Source organism: Clostridium sp. MSTE9, assembly GCF_000277625.1.
Taxonomy (GTDB): Bacteria; Bacillota; Clostridia; order Oscillospirales; family Acutalibacteraceae; genus Faecalispora; species Faecalispora jeddahensis.
Genome location: NZ_AKFU01000039.1, coordinates 13951 through 29548, shown reverse-complemented (window position 1 = coordinate 29548; position 15598 = coordinate 13951). Strand labels below are relative to the sequence as shown.

At 53.8% G+C, this 15598-nt stretch carries 10 protein-coding genes and 1 pseudogene; 6 read left to right on the top strand and 5 right to left on the bottom strand.

From position 1 onward, the window contains the following. Window positions 1-137: 137 nt before the first annotated feature. The 5 genes from HMPREF1141_RS11980 to HMPREF1141_RS11960 all read right to left on the bottom strand — a co-directional run bounded on the left by HMPREF1141_RS11980 (window position 138) and on the right by HMPREF1141_RS11960 (window position 8102). A complete protein-coding gene (locus HMPREF1141_RS11980) occupies window positions 138-608 on the bottom strand; it encodes a hypothetical protein (RefSeq protein WP_009064769.1) in 471 nt (156 codons plus the stop codon). A gap of 299 nt (window positions 609-907) precedes the next feature. Next, window positions 908-2983 (bottom strand): elongation factor G, encoded by a 2076-nt coding sequence (locus HMPREF1141_RS11975; protein ID WP_009064775.1) that lies wholly within the window; start codon window positions 2981-2983, stop codon window positions 908-910. 335 nt (window positions 2984-3318) lie between these two features. Further along, entirely contained in the window at window positions 3319-6669 is a 3351-nt protein-coding gene (locus HMPREF1141_RS11970) for a hypothetical protein (RefSeq protein WP_009064786.1), read from the bottom strand. 28 nt (window positions 6670-6697) lie between these two features. Further along, window positions 6698-7468, bottom strand: coding sequence for a 23S rRNA (guanosine(2251)-2'-O)-methyltransferase RlmB (gene rlmB / locus HMPREF1141_RS11965; protein ID WP_009064687.1), 771 nt, complete (start codon window positions 7466-7468; stop codon window positions 6698-6700). 370 nt (window positions 7469-7838) lie between these two features. After that, complete coding sequence (locus HMPREF1141_RS11960) at window positions 7839-8102, bottom strand: hypothetical protein (protein WP_009064658.1); 264 nt, start codon at window positions 8100-8102, stop codon at window positions 7839-7841. A gap of 423 nt (window positions 8103-8525) precedes the next feature. Between HMPREF1141_RS11960 and HMPREF1141_RS16900 the strand changes: the two genes are divergently transcribed. The 6 genes and pseudogenes from HMPREF1141_RS16900 (at window position 8526) to HMPREF1141_RS11930 (ending at window position 15392) form a co-directional block, all read left to right on the top strand. Then, on the top strand, window positions 8526-9929 hold the full coding sequence (locus tag HMPREF1141_RS16900; RefSeq protein ID WP_051044308.1) for a histidine kinase: 1404 nt from the start codon (window positions 8526-8528) through the stop codon (window positions 9927-9929). Then, on the top strand, window positions 9905-10714 hold the full coding sequence (locus HMPREF1141_RS11950; protein ID WP_009064677.1) for a response regulator: 810 nt from the start codon (window positions 9905-9907) through the stop codon (window positions 10712-10714). The genes HMPREF1141_RS16900 and HMPREF1141_RS11950 overlap by 25 nt, the downstream gene beginning before the upstream one ends. Before the next feature lie 207 nt (window positions 10715-10921). Beyond that, a complete protein-coding gene (locus tag HMPREF1141_RS11945; protein ID WP_009064704.1) occupies window positions 10922-12163 on the top strand; it encodes an aromatic amino acid transport family protein in 1242 nt (413 codons plus the stop codon). A 19-nt stretch (window positions 12164-12182) separates the two neighbouring features. Next, window positions 12183-13073: an acetamidase/formamidase family protein gene (locus HMPREF1141_RS11940; RefSeq protein ID WP_009064660.1), complete on the top strand. Its 891-nt coding sequence runs from the start codon at window positions 12183-12185 to the stop codon at window positions 13071-13073. Window positions 13074-13340: 267 nt separating this feature from the next. Then, window positions 13341-13616: pseudogene (gene tnpA, locus HMPREF1141_RS11935) on the top strand (IS200/IS605 family transposase); the annotation flags it as partial. 258 nt (window positions 13617-13874) lie between these two features. Continuing rightward, window positions 13875-15392, top strand: a complete 1518-nt coding sequence (locus tag HMPREF1141_RS11930; protein WP_009064745.1) for a ParB/RepB/Spo0J family partition protein — start codon at window positions 13875-13877, stop codon at window positions 15390-15392. Window positions 15393-15598 lie beyond the last annotated feature (206 nt).

Sequence of the window (15598 nt, the reverse complement as noted above, 5' to 3'; positions counted from 1 at the left end):
AGTGCATCATCGAAGTTGATGCGACAGGAGAAAGCGATTGTTTGGAAGCGAATGATTTGTAAAAAATCTCTTACTCTATGGGAATAAGGCATTTGTATTCCGGATGCTGAAAGGAGGGGGACTTTCAAAAAGCGCAGTCACCTTTGATCCGTTGGACCTATGATTCCTAGCCGTTCCCGTCCCTCTAACAGCTTTTGGTGCAGATAATCGTATTGAGTGCCTTCCACAACGGCATATGTGTCAGGGTAGGTATCTTGTATATCAATCATAATATATTGGTTCGATTGTTCGAGAACAACATAGTTGTTGATCAAATATTCTGAACCGTCTTCGACTGTAATACGAATATGATTGTTATAATCAGAGTTCATCAATTCATCGTCAGCGGGGAGAAATCTCAACCGGTTTAAATACTCGGAGAATTCGGTAGCGCTTCGGTTAAAAAAGCTGTCTTTGAAAGTGTAGGAGTTCCATTTTTCATCTGGATAAGAAATTCGATACATTAAATTTGACATTTGCTGATATTGAACAACACCCCAGGATAAAATGAATAAGGTAACAGTAATGAGGGCTATAACAGCATTTTGCTTTTTGTTGGCTGTTTTCACAGTGCATCACCTGAAATTCAGTTTGCCATTCACAGTTCCTGCGGATGGTGAAACGAGAATAAAAAAGTGTCATTACGGAATAACCGAATTCGGTTGAGATTGGCTTTCTTACATCATCTGTTTACCCATTTCAGCAATATGGCAGCAGGAATCTTTATTTTTTATCCTTTGTTAATATACCGATTGAGTACCCCATTTTGTTACAACATTTACCAAAAAATTTTTATTTATTTCAAAAACAAGCCGGAGCATCGGCCCGTTATGGGCAAATGCTCCGGCTGAATTTGTGTGAGTCAGAATTATTCGGCTTTTTCCGATGCGGCCTTTGCAGCTTCCACTACCTTTTGGGCCACCTGCGCGGGGGCTTCCTCATAGCGGGTAAAGGTAAACGTAAAGCTGCCGCGTCCCTGGGTCACCTGGCGGATAAAGGTGGTAAAGTCGTGCATTTCGGCCATCGGGACCTCAGCCTCGACCACCTGCATTCCGGAGGCTCCGGGGTTCATGCCCATAATGCGCCCGCGGCGCTTGTTGACCTCTCCCATCACGTCGCCGGTATTGGAATCCGGCACCGTGGCAGAGAGCGTGCCGATGGGCTCCAGCAGAACCGGGCCCGCCTGCGGCATGCCGGTCTTATACGCGATATTGGCCGCCAGCTTGAATGCCATTTCAGAGGAATCCACGGGGTGGTACGAGCCGTCGTACAGGGTGGCTCTCAGGCCGACCACAGGATACCCGGCCAGCGGGCCCTTCTGAATGCTCTCGCGCAGGCCCTTTTCCACGGCGGGGAAGAAGCCCTTCGGCACCGAGCCGCCAACGACGCGCTCGCCGAATTCCAGGCCGTCGCTGTCGCAGGGCTCGAATTCAATCCAAACATCGCCGAACTGGCCGTGGCCGCCGGTCTGCTTTTTATGTCGGCCCTGCACCTGCACCTTTTTGCGAATGGTCTCGCGGTATGGTACGCGCGGGTCGGCAAGCGTAATCTCTACGCCGAACTTGCTCTTGAGCTTCGACACTACAACGTCCAGATGCTGCTCGCCGAGGCCGGTGATGATCATCTGGCGGGTTTCGGGGTCATTGACAAAGCGCAGGGTGGGGTCTTCCTCCAGCAGACGAAGGATGCCCTGTGCGATCTTGTCCTCATCTCCCTTGTTTTTCGGCACAATTGCCATCGAGAGGGTGGGGGCAGGGTAATCCACGCCTTCGAGCACGATCTTGCGAGCGGGTGAGCAGAGTGTGTCGCCGGTGCCGGTGCCCTGCAGCTTCGGAACCGCGCCGATGTCGCCGGCTACAAGCGCCTGCGCTTCTTCCTGCTTTTTACCGCGGATGGTGACAACCTTGCCGATGCGCTCGGGGTTGCCGGTTCTCATATTGACCAGCGGCGTCTCCGTCGTGACTTTGCCGGAAATGACTTTCAGGTACGACAGCTTGCCGATAAACGGGTCGGCAATCGTTTTGAATACAATTGCGGCAGCGGCTCCGTCCTCATTTGCAGAGAGCTCGACCGGGTTTCCATCCACATCCAGCCCCAGCTCGCCGCTTTTTTCCTCGGCGGAGGGGGCCAGCCAGATCAGGCCGTTGAGCAGCTGCTCAATGCCGTAGGTCAGCTGGGCATCGCCGCAGAACACCGGGCTGATGGTGCCGTTCTTTACGCCCTTGCTCACGCCGACGATCACTTCTTCCGGCGTGAACTGCTCGCCGGAGAAATATTTCTCGAACATTTCCTCGCTGGTTTCGGCCACCGCCTCGTAAATCGCGGTGCGCAGACCGTCCAAACGGTCGCCCATGTCTGGCATTGGCACCTCGACCGGCGTACCGTTCTGGTAGCGGTATGCTTTATATTCCAGTATGTTCACGTAGCAGTCAGCATTGCCGTCTACAATATAGGGGACGACCACCGGGCACACGGAGGGGCCGAAGCTGGCCTTCAAATCTTCAAACACACGGTAGAAGCGCGCGCTTTCGTCGCACAGGCCGTTGACAAAAAAGATTTTCGAAAGTCCGCGGGCCGCTGCCGCCTGATTGGCCTTCTCGGTTCCGACCAGCACGCCGGATTTGCCGGATACGGTGATCAGAACGGAATCCGCGGCGCGAACGGCTTCGTAAAGCCCGCCCTCAAAATCGAACAGGCCGGGAGTATCGATCAGATTAATCTTATGGTTCTTCCACTCTAACGGAGCAACGGCTGCGCCCACGGAGGCCTTGCGGCGGATTTCCTCGGGATCAAAATCGCAAACCGTATTTCCTTCCCCTACCTTTCCCAGCCGGTCAGATGAGCCGGACAAAAACAGCAATGCCTCTGCCAGCGTAGTCTTTCCCGAGCCGCTGTGGCCCGCAATCGCAATGTTCAGAATATTTTTTGCATGATACTGCTTCACTTGGTAAAACTCCTTTCAAGATGCCCCAGCCGGGGCAGTAGGGTAATGCCGGGAGACCGTTCTGTGCAAACGGCAGTTGTTTGGATATTACCTACAATCCAATCCCAGTTATTTTTTACAATTATATCTTATTTTCACATAGGAAGCAATGCTTTCCAATAAATTAGACGCATTCAATAAGACGATTTTATGGAAACTATACAATTTAACGAATTCAGTTTTCTTTTGTGCTTTCTCCAGGATTCTCTTGACGGCACAAAAAAACGGACAATCCCTGTTTTATGGGGATTGTCCGTCGAATCTGGCCGGGCCGGGCGGCCCGGCCGATTTTTGTGTTATGGCTTGCGCAGCCGGGGGATAATCAGTACGGCCGCTGCCCAGAACAGCTGGTACAACAGCAGCGCCATGGTAGAAAGCTGCTCAAGCCCGGAATAAAAGACCAGGAACGCCACAAGCATGAACCCGAGAATGACTCCGACGGTTTGCAGCAGAGTCGCCATGGTCACATTGCTCTTTTCGCGCACGCAGGCGGTCAGCATCCGCATCATAGAGGCGGGGCGGCCCTTGCTGACAAACAGGGCGTCGGCGCGCTCGAGCTCTTTGGTGATCTTATTTTGGTACATGGTACCGAGCGTTTCCGGTAGAATCCGTACGGAATGCGGGTCAAGGCCAAAGCATTCGGCCACGAATTCGGGGGTCATGTTCGGGTCCGTCGTGCGCAGGATCAGGCTGATGCCGTTCTGCTCCATGCGGCGCAGCTCCAGCGCGCGTCGCTTGTCGGAGTTATACGAAATGACGAACATTGCGACCAGCTCGCCCTGCGAAGCCAGGTAGACCACCTTTTTTCCGCCCAGCAGGTATTTGTTTTCGTAATCGCGGGAGGGCGGAGTCAGCCCGTGCTGCTCCAGCAGCTGCCGGGTGCCTACCAGGGTGCGGCGGCCGCTCACCCAGCCGGTGATGCCGCGTTCATCCTCATAGGTGATGTTTTCGGCCTTCGGCAGAATATCGCGCCGGTTCTGAATGATCTGCTCAAACAGGTCGCTTAAGGGGCCGCCCAGGGTGCACATCACTGCGCTGGCGTCCATAATGGCTTCGTCGATGCGCTGGCCGCCGAACGTTTTGATTCCATTCAGGATGACCGTCCCTTTGGGGAACAGCTCTTTGGCGTCGGTCATCAGCGCATTGGTGTTGCAGAAATACTCCACGGCAGGGTTGCCTACCAGCATTGTGCCGCATCGACGTGCCAGGGCGGACAGGCGGCTGATCGGCATGTTGACGCACAGCATGCTGGTGATCGGTGCGCTCACACAGGCTGCGGCGGCCAGAGCCGTTATCGCGGCGGAGGCGCTGCGGGTCAGCACCAGACTGATGGCGCACAGCACCAATGTGCCGAGGAACAGCAGAGGAGCCATCGACTGCGACGCCTGTTCGCTGGGGTCCGGCTCGTAGGAGTTGCGCAAAAAATTGCGGAAAAAGCCGGTTTTTCTCTGGTATGCGATCAGCGGCTCGCCTACCACGCAGCCTTTTGCCAGCTGCAGGGCGGTGTTGTAATCATCGAACAACTCAACGCCCATTTTGGGTTCAGGCGAGATTAAAAAGCGGAAGTTCGCGCGGATGCGCCGCACCATAGAGAGCTTGCCCGCAGAGTTGAGGAACAGGCCGAGCGCCGCCAAAACGGCGTACAGGTGCAGCTGCCCCCTCTCGACCTCCTGCGTCTGGAACAGCAGGGCGGCGCCCTGTATCCACGCGGCCGCGGCGGCCACGGCGACCCCGCTGTCCGCATTGGCCTGAAGACTTACCAGCGCCCGGATTCCCCCGAGCACTGTTTTGCGGCAGAATACGATCGCCATGGTCAGCAGGCACAAGTTTGTAATCAGGTAGGCCAGCGGCAGAACCTCTGCCCGCAGAAATGCGGGTAGCATGCCGGAGCGTTCACTGACAAAGCCCCAGAACAGCATCACGAGCATCAAAATCCCCGTGACGGAAACACGCAGGGCCAGCGCACGGTGTTCCGCGCCCAGCTCGTGCAGAATCGAGGGTGCGTCCTCGGGTGCGGTGTAGTCGTCCAGATTCTCAGGCTCCGGCTCGGTGCCGGGCTCATCGTTGGGATCGTTGTCTTCTTCCACTTCCCCGAGGAAGCGGAATGTATGTACTCCGGAAGAGGCAGGCTGCCGTTTTTTCCGGCTGCGCGGTTCCTGTACCGGTTCTTCAGGCGGTTCCTCCGGTATGGTTCGGTAGCTTTCCTCCACGCGGGTCAGCGCCGCTTCCAGCCGGTCGAACTCCAGTACATGAACGGGCAGAGTGTTCGGCAGGTATTTGCGCGATGCGCGGACCAGTGCGCGAATCTGTTCCTTCTTTTGCTGCTCCGCATGTCGCTGAGCGGTCTCTGCCTGCAGTTGTTCGAGCGCGGCGCGTGCCCTCTTTTCCTCTTCGGACTGCGGCAGATCTTCAGTTCCCACTTGCGGGACTATCTGTTCCGGCTCCTGCTCAGTGGAGGCGTGCAGTACTGCGGGCTTCGGCTGCGGAAGGTTCTGTTCGATTGCCTTTTGCTTCAGGGCTTCCGGCTGTGTGGATTCGGGGGCGGATTTCGGCTCGGCCGCCGCAGGTGCGGGACTGACCTGCTCCTGCGGCGGGGTTTGTGTATGGGACTGATCCGGCAGATCGGCGGCGGACGGCTGGGACTCCGCTTCGTGGGGAACAACTTCTATTTCTTTCGTGATTTCATTTTTAGACACCGGCGGCTGTGCGGTGATCACTTCCCGCGCGGGGCGTTCGGCTTTGGGGCGCGGTTTCTTCTCCGGTGCATCTGTTTCTTTCCGGGACTGCCGCACCAGACGGGCGGCTTCCTCCAGATCCATATATCCGCCTTCCGTTTCCTTTGGGAACGGAAGCGGCTCCAGGTGCAGGTGATGGCTGGCGGGGAGACCGGGCAGGCGGAATTCTTGTGTGGATTCTTTTTGTGGCAGGGGAGCGGATTCCTGTTGTGTGCGTGTGCTCTGCTTCGGCCGGGCCGGCTGTTCTGGAGCCAGTGGTTCGGCTGCTTTGGGCGCGGTGGGGCCAAGGGGCCGCTGCTGCGTTTCCCGGATCAGCTGTACGGGCGCGGCAGGCTCCCACGGCTGGAACCGGGCAGATATCTCTTCCTCTACCTCGTCCTCCGGCGTTTCGTCAAACAGATAGCGAAATGCGGGGGTAGGGCCCTTATCTGTGGAAACGGTGTCGTCGTATCCCTTTTTATATTCCTCTACCGGCTTAAGCTGAAGCCCGTAGTAAATATCCTCTTCTTCGTCAAACTCGCAGGCCTCTGCCGCTTTGCGGCTGCGCCGGCGCGCAAAAAAACCCTTCAGCCCGCGGGGAGCGGGCTGTTCTTCTTCGGGTTTCAGTTCTTCGGGGTATTCTGTTTCGTCCGCCGCGCGAAAGCGGATTTCTCCGTTCTGCCCGGGAGTGAGCGGTTGGGCCGGCATCTCCTGCGGGGGCTGAGAAATCGGGGCCGGAATCTCTGGCCCGGGCTGAGGCGGGGCCGGCTGCTCCGGCTTTGGCTGGGTCTCGGGCGGCTGAATCCGCGGCGCGTTCTGCTCGTCCTTGCCGGTCAGCGTTTCATACGCCTTATTGCTCAAACGGCCTTTGGCCTCCGCCAGGATGTCATCCACCGAGTATTCCGGCGGGTTTTTTCCCCTGTTGTTTTCCATGGTAGGCTACACGCTCCCGTCCTTTTGCTTATTTGGCCTGAATCCCCCTGCGCTGCCGTACGACCTCATAGCAAATCACGCCGCATGCCACAGAAGCATTCAACGAGTTTATCTTTCCCAGCATCGGCAAAGATATGATAAAATCCGATTTTTCTCTGATCAGCCGGCTGACTCCGAATCCCTCCGAGCCGATGACGATCGCGGCGGGACCGCGGTAATCAACACCGCACCAGTCCTGACCGTCCATATCGGCGGCGTAAATCCAAACGCCGCGTTTTTTCAGTTCCTCCAGCGTGCTCGGCAGATTGGTCACCCGTGCCACCGGCACATATTCCACTGCTCCGGCCGACGCCTTGCCTACGGCGAACGTAAGGCCCGCGGCGCGGCGGCGCGGTACAATCACACCGTGCGCTCCGGAGCATTCCGCCGTGCGCAGGATCGCCCCCAGATTGTGGGGATCCTCCAGCTCGTCCGCGATCAGGAAAAACGGCGGCTCGCCCCGCTCCTCCGCTACGCGGAACAGATCCTCCAGCGAGGCATATTCTTTTACGGCGGCCACCGCCACCACACCCTGATGGTTGGCGTGCCCGCACAGATAATCCAGCTTTTTGGGGTCGGCGTCCTTTACGGGGATGCCCGACTGCTTGGCCTTTGCAATAATGCCGCCGATGGAGCCCGTGCGGTTGCCCCGGGCCACATAGATGCTGTCGATGGTGCGCCCGGCTTTCAGTGCCTCTGTTATGGCGTTTCTGCCCGCAATAATGTCTTCGCCGCGCGCGGCGGTTTTATTTTCTTCCATATGTTCTGCTCCTCTTTACGGTCTTTGGCTTTGCCGCGCAGGCAAACCGCTAAAATGTTAAGTACTATTTCTGATTCTATGGCTCTATATTTTTCATATTTTTCGGAAAAATCCATTTCAGAAAGATTTTATTCTTTTGTGAGAAAACGGCCTGTTTCTTCTGTGAAAGTTTCCCGCAGCATACGTGCAGACGCAGCCTTTGCCCCGATATGAGGGGCAAGGCTGTACCAGCAGAATACCCATGCGGAGGATACCCTGCTAAAAATTTGTTTCAAAGCTTATGCTTTGGGCTGTATCGTGAGGTTATTATAACACAAAAGGGCGCGGAAAGGAAAATAAATTGTTAAAAAAAGGCGGATTATGCCTGGGCTTAAATCGTAGCAAAATATAAGATCGCCGCCGCAGCCGCCACGGCCGCGGGAGGGGCTACCCGAGTCACCCAAAAAGACATTCCCCGCGCCCGCTTCATGCCGGAGGGAGCGTCCATGCTGCGCAGTATTTTGCGGGCCTCGCGCTCGAGCAGCTCGCGTTCGGCGCTGGCGTATTCCGGCTTTACCACCAGATAGGCACTTTCGTAGTACATATTCCCCGTTTCCTTCACCTCAATGATCTGTCTGCTGATTCCGCGAATCATAGTGAGCCTCCTGCTGATTTGATACCTTTATTTTAGGCGAAAGGCAAACGTTTATACGGAATGAATCAGGAAAAGGATAACCTGTTGATCGGTTATACCGTATGTAAATTTTTTCGGTTTACATAAATCCAGTGGATAACCCCGGAACATCCTGTGGAAAAGTCTGTTGAAAGTGTTGATAAGTGACGGTATACCGGTGTGTTAACTTTTTTTAAGATTTTGTGAAAATGTCTGTTATGTCAACCGAATCCGACGCAGAAACACATTTTACGAAACAACAGGCAGTATTTTCCCCTTTACGCGGACACCTAATTCTGGAAACTTATTCTTGTTTTTGATTGATTGACAACAATGCTTTTTCCATTAAAATGAAATTAAGCAATGCTCAAGTCGGTGAAATCAGTCCGGAAGGAGCCGCGGATGATGAATAGAAAAGCAACGGTGTATTTGATTACCATTCCCGTTTTACTGCTGATCCTGCAAATGTTTTTTGAAATGTTAGCTTTCGCTTGCCGGGGAAACAGCGAGGTGCGGCTGATTTCGCTCATCAGTGTGGCCATGGAGTTGCTCTGCGCACTCCTCACCTGCTCCGTATTTATCAGCATCGCCAGAAACGGACATCAGCAGCGGCTGTTTGAAAAGCTTTTCCTCTGGATGCTGGCCTGGAATACCCTCGCCCTGCTGGGGGACGCCGTGTCCTGGAGGACCGGGTTTACCGGCATTTTCGCAGCGGAACCGGCGGTCCGCATCGGCAGCTTTATCTCGCATTCCTCAGGATATGTGCTGATGGTGCTGTTCGGCATCTATTTACTCAGTTATATCAATGAAGACCCTTTGGAGCTCAAACGGTTTTTGGTTCTGTTTATCGGGCTGTGTGCGGATGGGTTTCTGCTCGTGGTCATGTCGCAGTTTACGGCGTCCGATCCACAGTACCCGTGGGATATTTCCGACCACCCATGGGTCGCATTCTTTTTCATGATGGTTCCCACGGTCATGATCAGTGCGACGATTCTGCATTTCCGCAAAAAGCTGAGCAACCGGAAGGCGCTGATCTTTCTTTTTTATGAGGTGATCTGCGCGGCGTCTGTTGTGGCGGAAATCCTGATCGGCGGTCTTCGGCTGTATTACATTACGTCGGCCTTTCTTTTGATTTTGATTTACATAGACATACAGATGGAACATGAAAAAGAAAAAGAACAGGAGCTGATGCAGCAGAGAATCTCGATGATGCTCAGCCAGATTCAGCCCCATTTTCTGTTTAATGTTCTCGTCAGCATGAAATCCCTTTGCCGTATCGACCCCGAAAAGGCGGAGATGGCTCTGGTAAATTTCACCGCATTTCTCCGGGTGAATCTGAATACCCTGACGAACAGCGAGAATGTTCCGTTTGAGCGGGAATTAGAGCACACCAGACATTATCTCCATCTGGAAAAAATGCGCTATGGGGATGACTTGTCGGTGACGATCTGTACACCAGTCACGGAATTCTTTCTGCCTCCGCTGACGTTGCAGCCGATTGTGGAAAACGCAGTACACCACGGGGTGATGCAGCGGGAGAGGGGCGGAACGGTTACCATCCTCACCTCCGGTACAGAGCGGGAATATCTGATCACTGTTTCAGACAACGGTGTGGGCTTTGACCCCGGCGGCCTGGTGCGGCTGAAGAACGACCACGTGGGTCTTGCAAATGTAAGGGAGCGGCTGCGCATTTCCTGCGGCGGCACCCTGAAAATAGACAGCGCGGAAGACAAGGGCACAACGGTGACAATCGTTTTACCGAAAAAGCGACAGGAGGAGATGAAATGCACAGACGGTTTCTTGCAGTAGACGATGAAAAATTGGCCCTGGAGGATCTGGTGAATTCCCTGAAAAAGGCCAGGCCGGGGTGTGAAATCCGGGCATTCAGCGACCCGATAAAGGCTCTGGAAGAGATTCGGGAAAATGCGTTTTGCCCCGAGGCGGCATTTCTGGATATTGAAATGCGCGGCCGCAACGGGCTGGAGCTTGCGTCCGAGCTGAAAAAGGCGATCCCCTCGCTCGAGATCATTTTCGTCACCGCCTATTCCCAATATGCTCTTAAGGCGTATTCCGTGCATGCCAGGGGATATTTGCTCAAGCCTGTCACTGTGATGGCGATTCAGAACGAACTCGAGCACATCGGCGAGCTGACGCTGGATGCACAGGCCGGGAAGAGTTTACGCGTCCAGTGCTTCGGCAATTTCGAGGTGTTCCACGGGGAAAAACCGCTGCGGTTTCCCCGGTCAAAATGCAAGGAGTTATTCGCCTATCTGGTGCACCGCAACGGTGCCTCCTGCAGTGTGAAGGAAATCTCGGCGATCCTGTTTGAAGACCGCCCCTATGACCGATGTCTGAAAAACCAGATTGAAATCTTTAAATCCGATTTGCTGAAAGCGCTCCGTTCGGCGGACTGTGCGGACGTCATTGTGAACAGCCACAACAGCGTTGCCGTCGATCCCCAGAAAATCGACTGCGACTATTACCGTTTCCTTTCCGGCGAGACCGCCGCGGTCAATTCTTATGCGGGCGAATACATGACGCAGTACAGCTGGGCCGAGATGACCTGTGCCGCCCTGAGTGAAAAAATAAGATAAACATTGAAAAGCTTTTGGATTCTCTCCCCGCAGAAAACGGGGAGAGAATCGCTGTGATATTTGGGTTCTTTCTCAAAGAGGATCAATGATTAAAAATAATTTTTTTTGAAGTTTTTTGTTGTCCTTTTGTTATCCCTACCCTCTTATACTTTATGGTAAAGCTTTCGAAGGCGCGGCAAAACGATTATTATGATTGGGGGAACAACAATGGTAGTAGAAGAAACTCAAAAAGTTCAAGACACCCAGTTGGAGGAGGGTGCTCTCAAAACCACAAAACTGACGTTTTATGAGGCGATCTCTATCATCGTGGGGGCCAACATCGGTTCCGGAATTTTGGGGCTTGCTTATTCCACCCGCCTTGCGGGATGGCCGGTTCTGCTGCTTTGGCTTGTCGTGGCGGGCCTGTTTACCACGTTTTCCATGCTCTATGTTGCAGAAACCGCGCTGCGTACCCGCAAGCCGCTGCAGCTTCCCGGCCTGGCAGAAAAGTATGTGGGGAAAAGTGGCTCCCTTTTGATGTTCATTTCGGTGTGTGCGAATTCCATCGGCTGTATGATTGCCTATACCACCGGTTCCGGCAATATCATCTGCACCCTTCTGGGGCTTCCCAATTGGGCCGGCAGCTTGCTGTTCACCGTCCCCTGCGTTCTGGTTGTCTGGTTCGGGCTGAAGGCCACCGGAATCTGGGAGAAGTTTATCTCTACCGGCATGGTGCTGCTGCTGGTGCTTATCGTCGGTGCGTCGTTTGTATCGGGAAAGGCTGACGCCAGCCGGGCGATCTATACCAACTGGACGTATGCGGTTCCCATTCTCAGTACCGCTATTTTCTGCTACATAGCGCAGTACACTGTTCCGGAGTTGGCGCGCGGCATGCGTCATACCCCGAAGAAGCTGCCCGGTGCGATCATGATCGGAATGTTTATCACCGGCATTCTGCTGGCGCTTGTTCCGCTGGCAGTGCTTTCGCTGACCGGCGCCGATGAGGTGACACAGGTTGCTACCATTGCCTGGGGCCAGGCACTCGGCACATGGGCCCTGTTTACCGCCAACATTTTCGCGTTGTGCGCGATGATGACCTCGTATTGGGCGGTCGGCGGAGCGATGCTCACCAATATTGTAGATATGTTCAAATTAAAAGACGAGCGGGAGACGAAAACCCGCCTCATCGCGATTGCCTGCACGGCGCTTCCCCCGTTTATTCTGGCGTATTCCGGGCTTGTCAGCTTTGTGGACGCCATTGGCTGGGCGGGAACCTTCGGCGGAGTGATCATGTCTATCGTACCGGTCAAAATGCTGCAAAGCGCCCGCAAGAACGGCGACATTGAGCCGGAGTGGCAGTGCGGCTGGTATGCAAAAAAACCGATTCAATATACGATGATCACCATCTTCCTGTTTGGGGCCGTCTATTACATCTGCTCCATGTTCGGGATTCTGCCCGCCGGCTGGTGATCGGAAAGGAAGTGCAGGTATGCGTGTCATTCCAAAGGATAAAGTGATTTTTCGGTTCAACCCCGAAAACAAAGCAAACTATGAAGTGGAGGACGGAGAGGTCTTCTGGGTGGAGGTGGACGACTGCTACAGCGGACAGATTACGGACGCTTCCGTCAAACGCCCGGATATCGATATTTCCATTATGGACTGTGCCGTCGGCCCGATCAACGTGAAGGGAGCACGCCCCGGGGATACCCTGTGCGTGGAGGTGTTGGTCATCGATCTTGCGTCGCAGGGCGTGATGGTCACGTCTGTGGGCCTTGGGGTTCTGGGCGATCAGATCACGGAGCCGGATACGAAAATCATCCCGGTTCATGACGGCTTTGCCCATTTTTCCGAGGACATCAAGCTGCCGCTGACCCCAATGATCGGCGTGATGGGTGTTGCGCCCAAAGAGAAGGAGATCCACTGCGCTGTTCCAGAAGACCACGGGGCGAATATGGATACGAAGCTGGTCGCGGTCGGTTCCCGGGTTTACTTCCCCGTGGGTGTGCAGGGAGCGGGGCTCGCGGTAGGCGATATGCACGCGTGCATGGGCGACGGAGAGCTTTCGGGCACTGGAATTGAGATTGCGGGCAGGATGTGCCTGAAAACAACGATTTACCGCGACCGCCCGATTGAGCGCCCGGTGATTGAAACGACGGACGGCCTGTACTTTTTGGCATCCAGGCCGACGCTGGAGGAAAGCATCCGGATTGCCGCAAACGATACGGTGCAGTTTCTGATGAAAAAGCTCCGACTGAATTTTCCCGATGCGTACCGTCTGCTGAGCGCGACCTGCGACGCGCAGATTTGCGAGGTTGTGGACGATAACGTGACGGTTCGGATTCATTGCCCGAAATTCCACACAGGAATTCAAACCCTGTAAAACGCCCTGCCGGCGAGAAATTTGGCAGCGCCGGAATATCAGACCAGTGTAATTTTATTTCATTGATCCATAGACTAGTCTCCTCAAATACAGAAGGCCGGGTTGCCCGTGGGCAATCCGGCCTTCTTCCTTTGTAGAATAACCACCGGCTGTGCCGGTGGAGCGGAAAAAGCTTTAGCGTTGAGAGGGACAAAAAAACTCCTTTTGATGTAAAATAAGCTTGCGGTCTGGCAACTGCAAGAGACATCAAAAGGAGGACATTCAAAAATGAATGATAATAAGAGTTTAGCACATACGAAATGGAACTGCAAATACCATATAGTATTTGCGCCAAAGTACCGTAGAAAAATATTTTACGAGGAAAAACGAGCGGAGATAGGAAAAGTACTGAGAGAATTGTGTGGTTGGAAAGGAGTAACCCTTTTAGAAGGAGAGGTGTGCCCAGACCATGTACATATATTAGTAGAGATACCACCGAAGATGAGTGTAGCAAATTTAAAATACAAACATGGCAATAGAAGTTTTTGGTGCCGTGGGTACTATGAGCCAAACGTATTAGGAAAACTGCAAAAACCCTTATTCTATGCGGGATAAGGGAATACCAAAATAAAATATGAGCTATCACATTACACAGGATACCGCCTAATTGGACAAGATAGGCGGTATTTTTGTATCTGGATAGCGGAACTTCGGGTCAACTTGGCCCGAAGTGGAAAGGGGGGATTACAAATCCCTGTGGGGCTTGACCTAAAAAATCAAGCCCCTTTTTCATGCCATAAAACAGACAAGGAGGAAAAACGCATGGCAAAAAATGAGCCAAACAAACCGGACGAAGTAAAAACCGCCCCGGCACAGGAAGCCGCAGCAGAAGAAAAAAGCACTCCCAAACCCATGCCGGAGATTGGCGGCAAAGCTCCTGCCCCGGAAAAGACTGCCGAAGAAACAGCGGCACTTCCCCATGAGGACGGAGCCGCCCTGCATGAATCTGATAAGGACAGGCCGAAAGTACCTACCCCCATTGACATTCCCGCCCCCGGTGATGTGGTGGTTTCCTTTGACAAAATCAATGAGATTGTTTCCGGGAAACAGGCGGCGGTAAAGGAAGCGGAGCAGACCGCCCCCGAAAAAAAGGACATGGAAAAATCAGCACACACCGAAAAAAAGGCAGAGCCAGAGAAACCCGGTATGGATAAGGGAAAGGAAAACGAGCCGAAAACGGCTAACAGCAAGCCCAAATCTCGCTCACAAAAAACCACTGAAAAAGCGGACAAAAAGCCTACTCGCCCTGCCAAACAGGAAAAAGCCCCAAAGGCTGTAAAACCGGAAAAGCCGGATAAACCGAAACAAGCCGCAGAAATTGGCGGCGGGGCTTCTGATTCCCCGCAAGCTACGGAACAGGCACAGCAGGAAACGCCGTCCCCTGCCCCGGAACTGCCGTCCGAACCGAGGGAAGCACCCCGCCCCGGCGAACAGGAACAGATTGTTTATCTCAATCTTTCCGAGCTTTTCGCTTTCAAAGATCACCCGTTTCAGGTTCGTAATGATGAAGAAATGGCGGCTATGGTGGAAAGCGTTAAGGACAAGGGCGTTACCCAGCCTGCCATTGTGCGCCCCCGTGAAGATGGCGGCTATGAAATCGTATCAGGCCACCGCCGCCAGAAGGCCAGCGAATTAGCCGGATTTGCGGATATGCCTTGTATTATCCGCAACATGACGGACGAACAGGCCATCACGCAGATGGTAGAGGACAACACCAACCAGCGTGAAAATATCCTGCCCAGTGAACGGGCCAAAGCCCTGCAAATGCAGTTGGAAGCCATCAAGCGGCAGGGCGCGCGAACCGGCAACGGGCAACGCTCCAATGAGGTTGTAGCAGAGCGCAACAAAATGACGGTCAAGCAGGTTCAGCGGTATATTAAGCTCAATGAGTTGGTTCCCGACCTTATAAAAATGGTGGACGAAAAGAAAATCGCGTTCACTCCCGCCGTGGAGCTTGCGTTCATCAAGCCCAAAAATCAGCGGTATATCGCTATCGCCATTGAGGGCCAGCAGTCGGCTCCCTCACTCTCACAGGCACAGCGTATGCGTGACCTTGACCAAAAGAAGTTGTTAAACCCCGATGTGATTGACGGAATCATGTTAGAAGAAAAAAAGGAGGCAGACAAAGTGATTATTTCAAGTCAGGAACTTTCCCAGTATTTCGGCAAGGAGAAAACACCTCGCGAAATGAAGGATACCATTATGAAACTGCTGGAGGAAAACAAGGCGAAGCTGAAAGAGGTTTCGGCTCCCCAAAAGAAAGCCGAACAGGAAAAATAAGCACTTCGGGGCAGGTTGGCCCGAAGTCGTTGTATGCGGGGCTTTGCCCCGCGCCCCAAAGCTCTAAGGATATGAATATATTCCCCATCGCCGCTTGTTGGGTAGCATAACCGGGAAAATCGGTCAAGAGCCTGCCGCCGTAGGCGGTGCTTCGCACTCTTGACGGATTTCTCCCAGTTATGCTTTAAGGCAGTCAAGCGACGGGG

Excerpts from the sequence above, each read along its gene's own strand:
- HMPREF1141_RS11950 (WP_009064677.1), top strand. The coding sequence starts at position 9,905 with ATGCACAGACGGTTTCTTGCAGTAGACGATGAAAAATTGGCCCTGGAG.
- HMPREF1141_RS11945 (WP_009064704.1), top strand. The coding sequence starts at position 10,922 with ATGGTAGTAGAAGAAACTCAAAAAGTTCAAGACACCCAGTTGGAGGAG.
- HMPREF1141_RS11930 (WP_009064745.1), top strand. The coding sequence starts at position 13,875 with ATGGCAAAAAATGAGCCAAACAAACCGGACGAAGTAAAAACCGCCCCG.
- HMPREF1141_RS16900 (WP_051044308.1), top strand. The coding sequence starts at position 8,526 with ATGAATAGAAAAGCAACGGTGTATTTGATTACCATTCCCGTTTTACTG.
- HMPREF1141_RS11970 (WP_009064786.1), bottom strand. The coding sequence starts at position 6,669 with ATGGAAAACAACAGGGGAAAAAACCCGCCGGAATACTCGGTGGATGAC.
- HMPREF1141_RS11960 (WP_009064658.1), bottom strand. The coding sequence starts at position 8,102 with ATGATTCGCGGAATCAGCAGACAGATCATTGAGGTGAAGGAAACGGGG.
- HMPREF1141_RS11940 (WP_009064660.1), top strand. The coding sequence starts at position 12,183 with ATGCGTGTCATTCCAAAGGATAAAGTGATTTTTCGGTTCAACCCCGAA.
- rlmB (WP_009064687.1), bottom strand. The coding sequence starts at position 7,468 with ATGGAAGAAAATAAAACCGCCGCGCGCGGCGAAGACATTATTGCGGGC.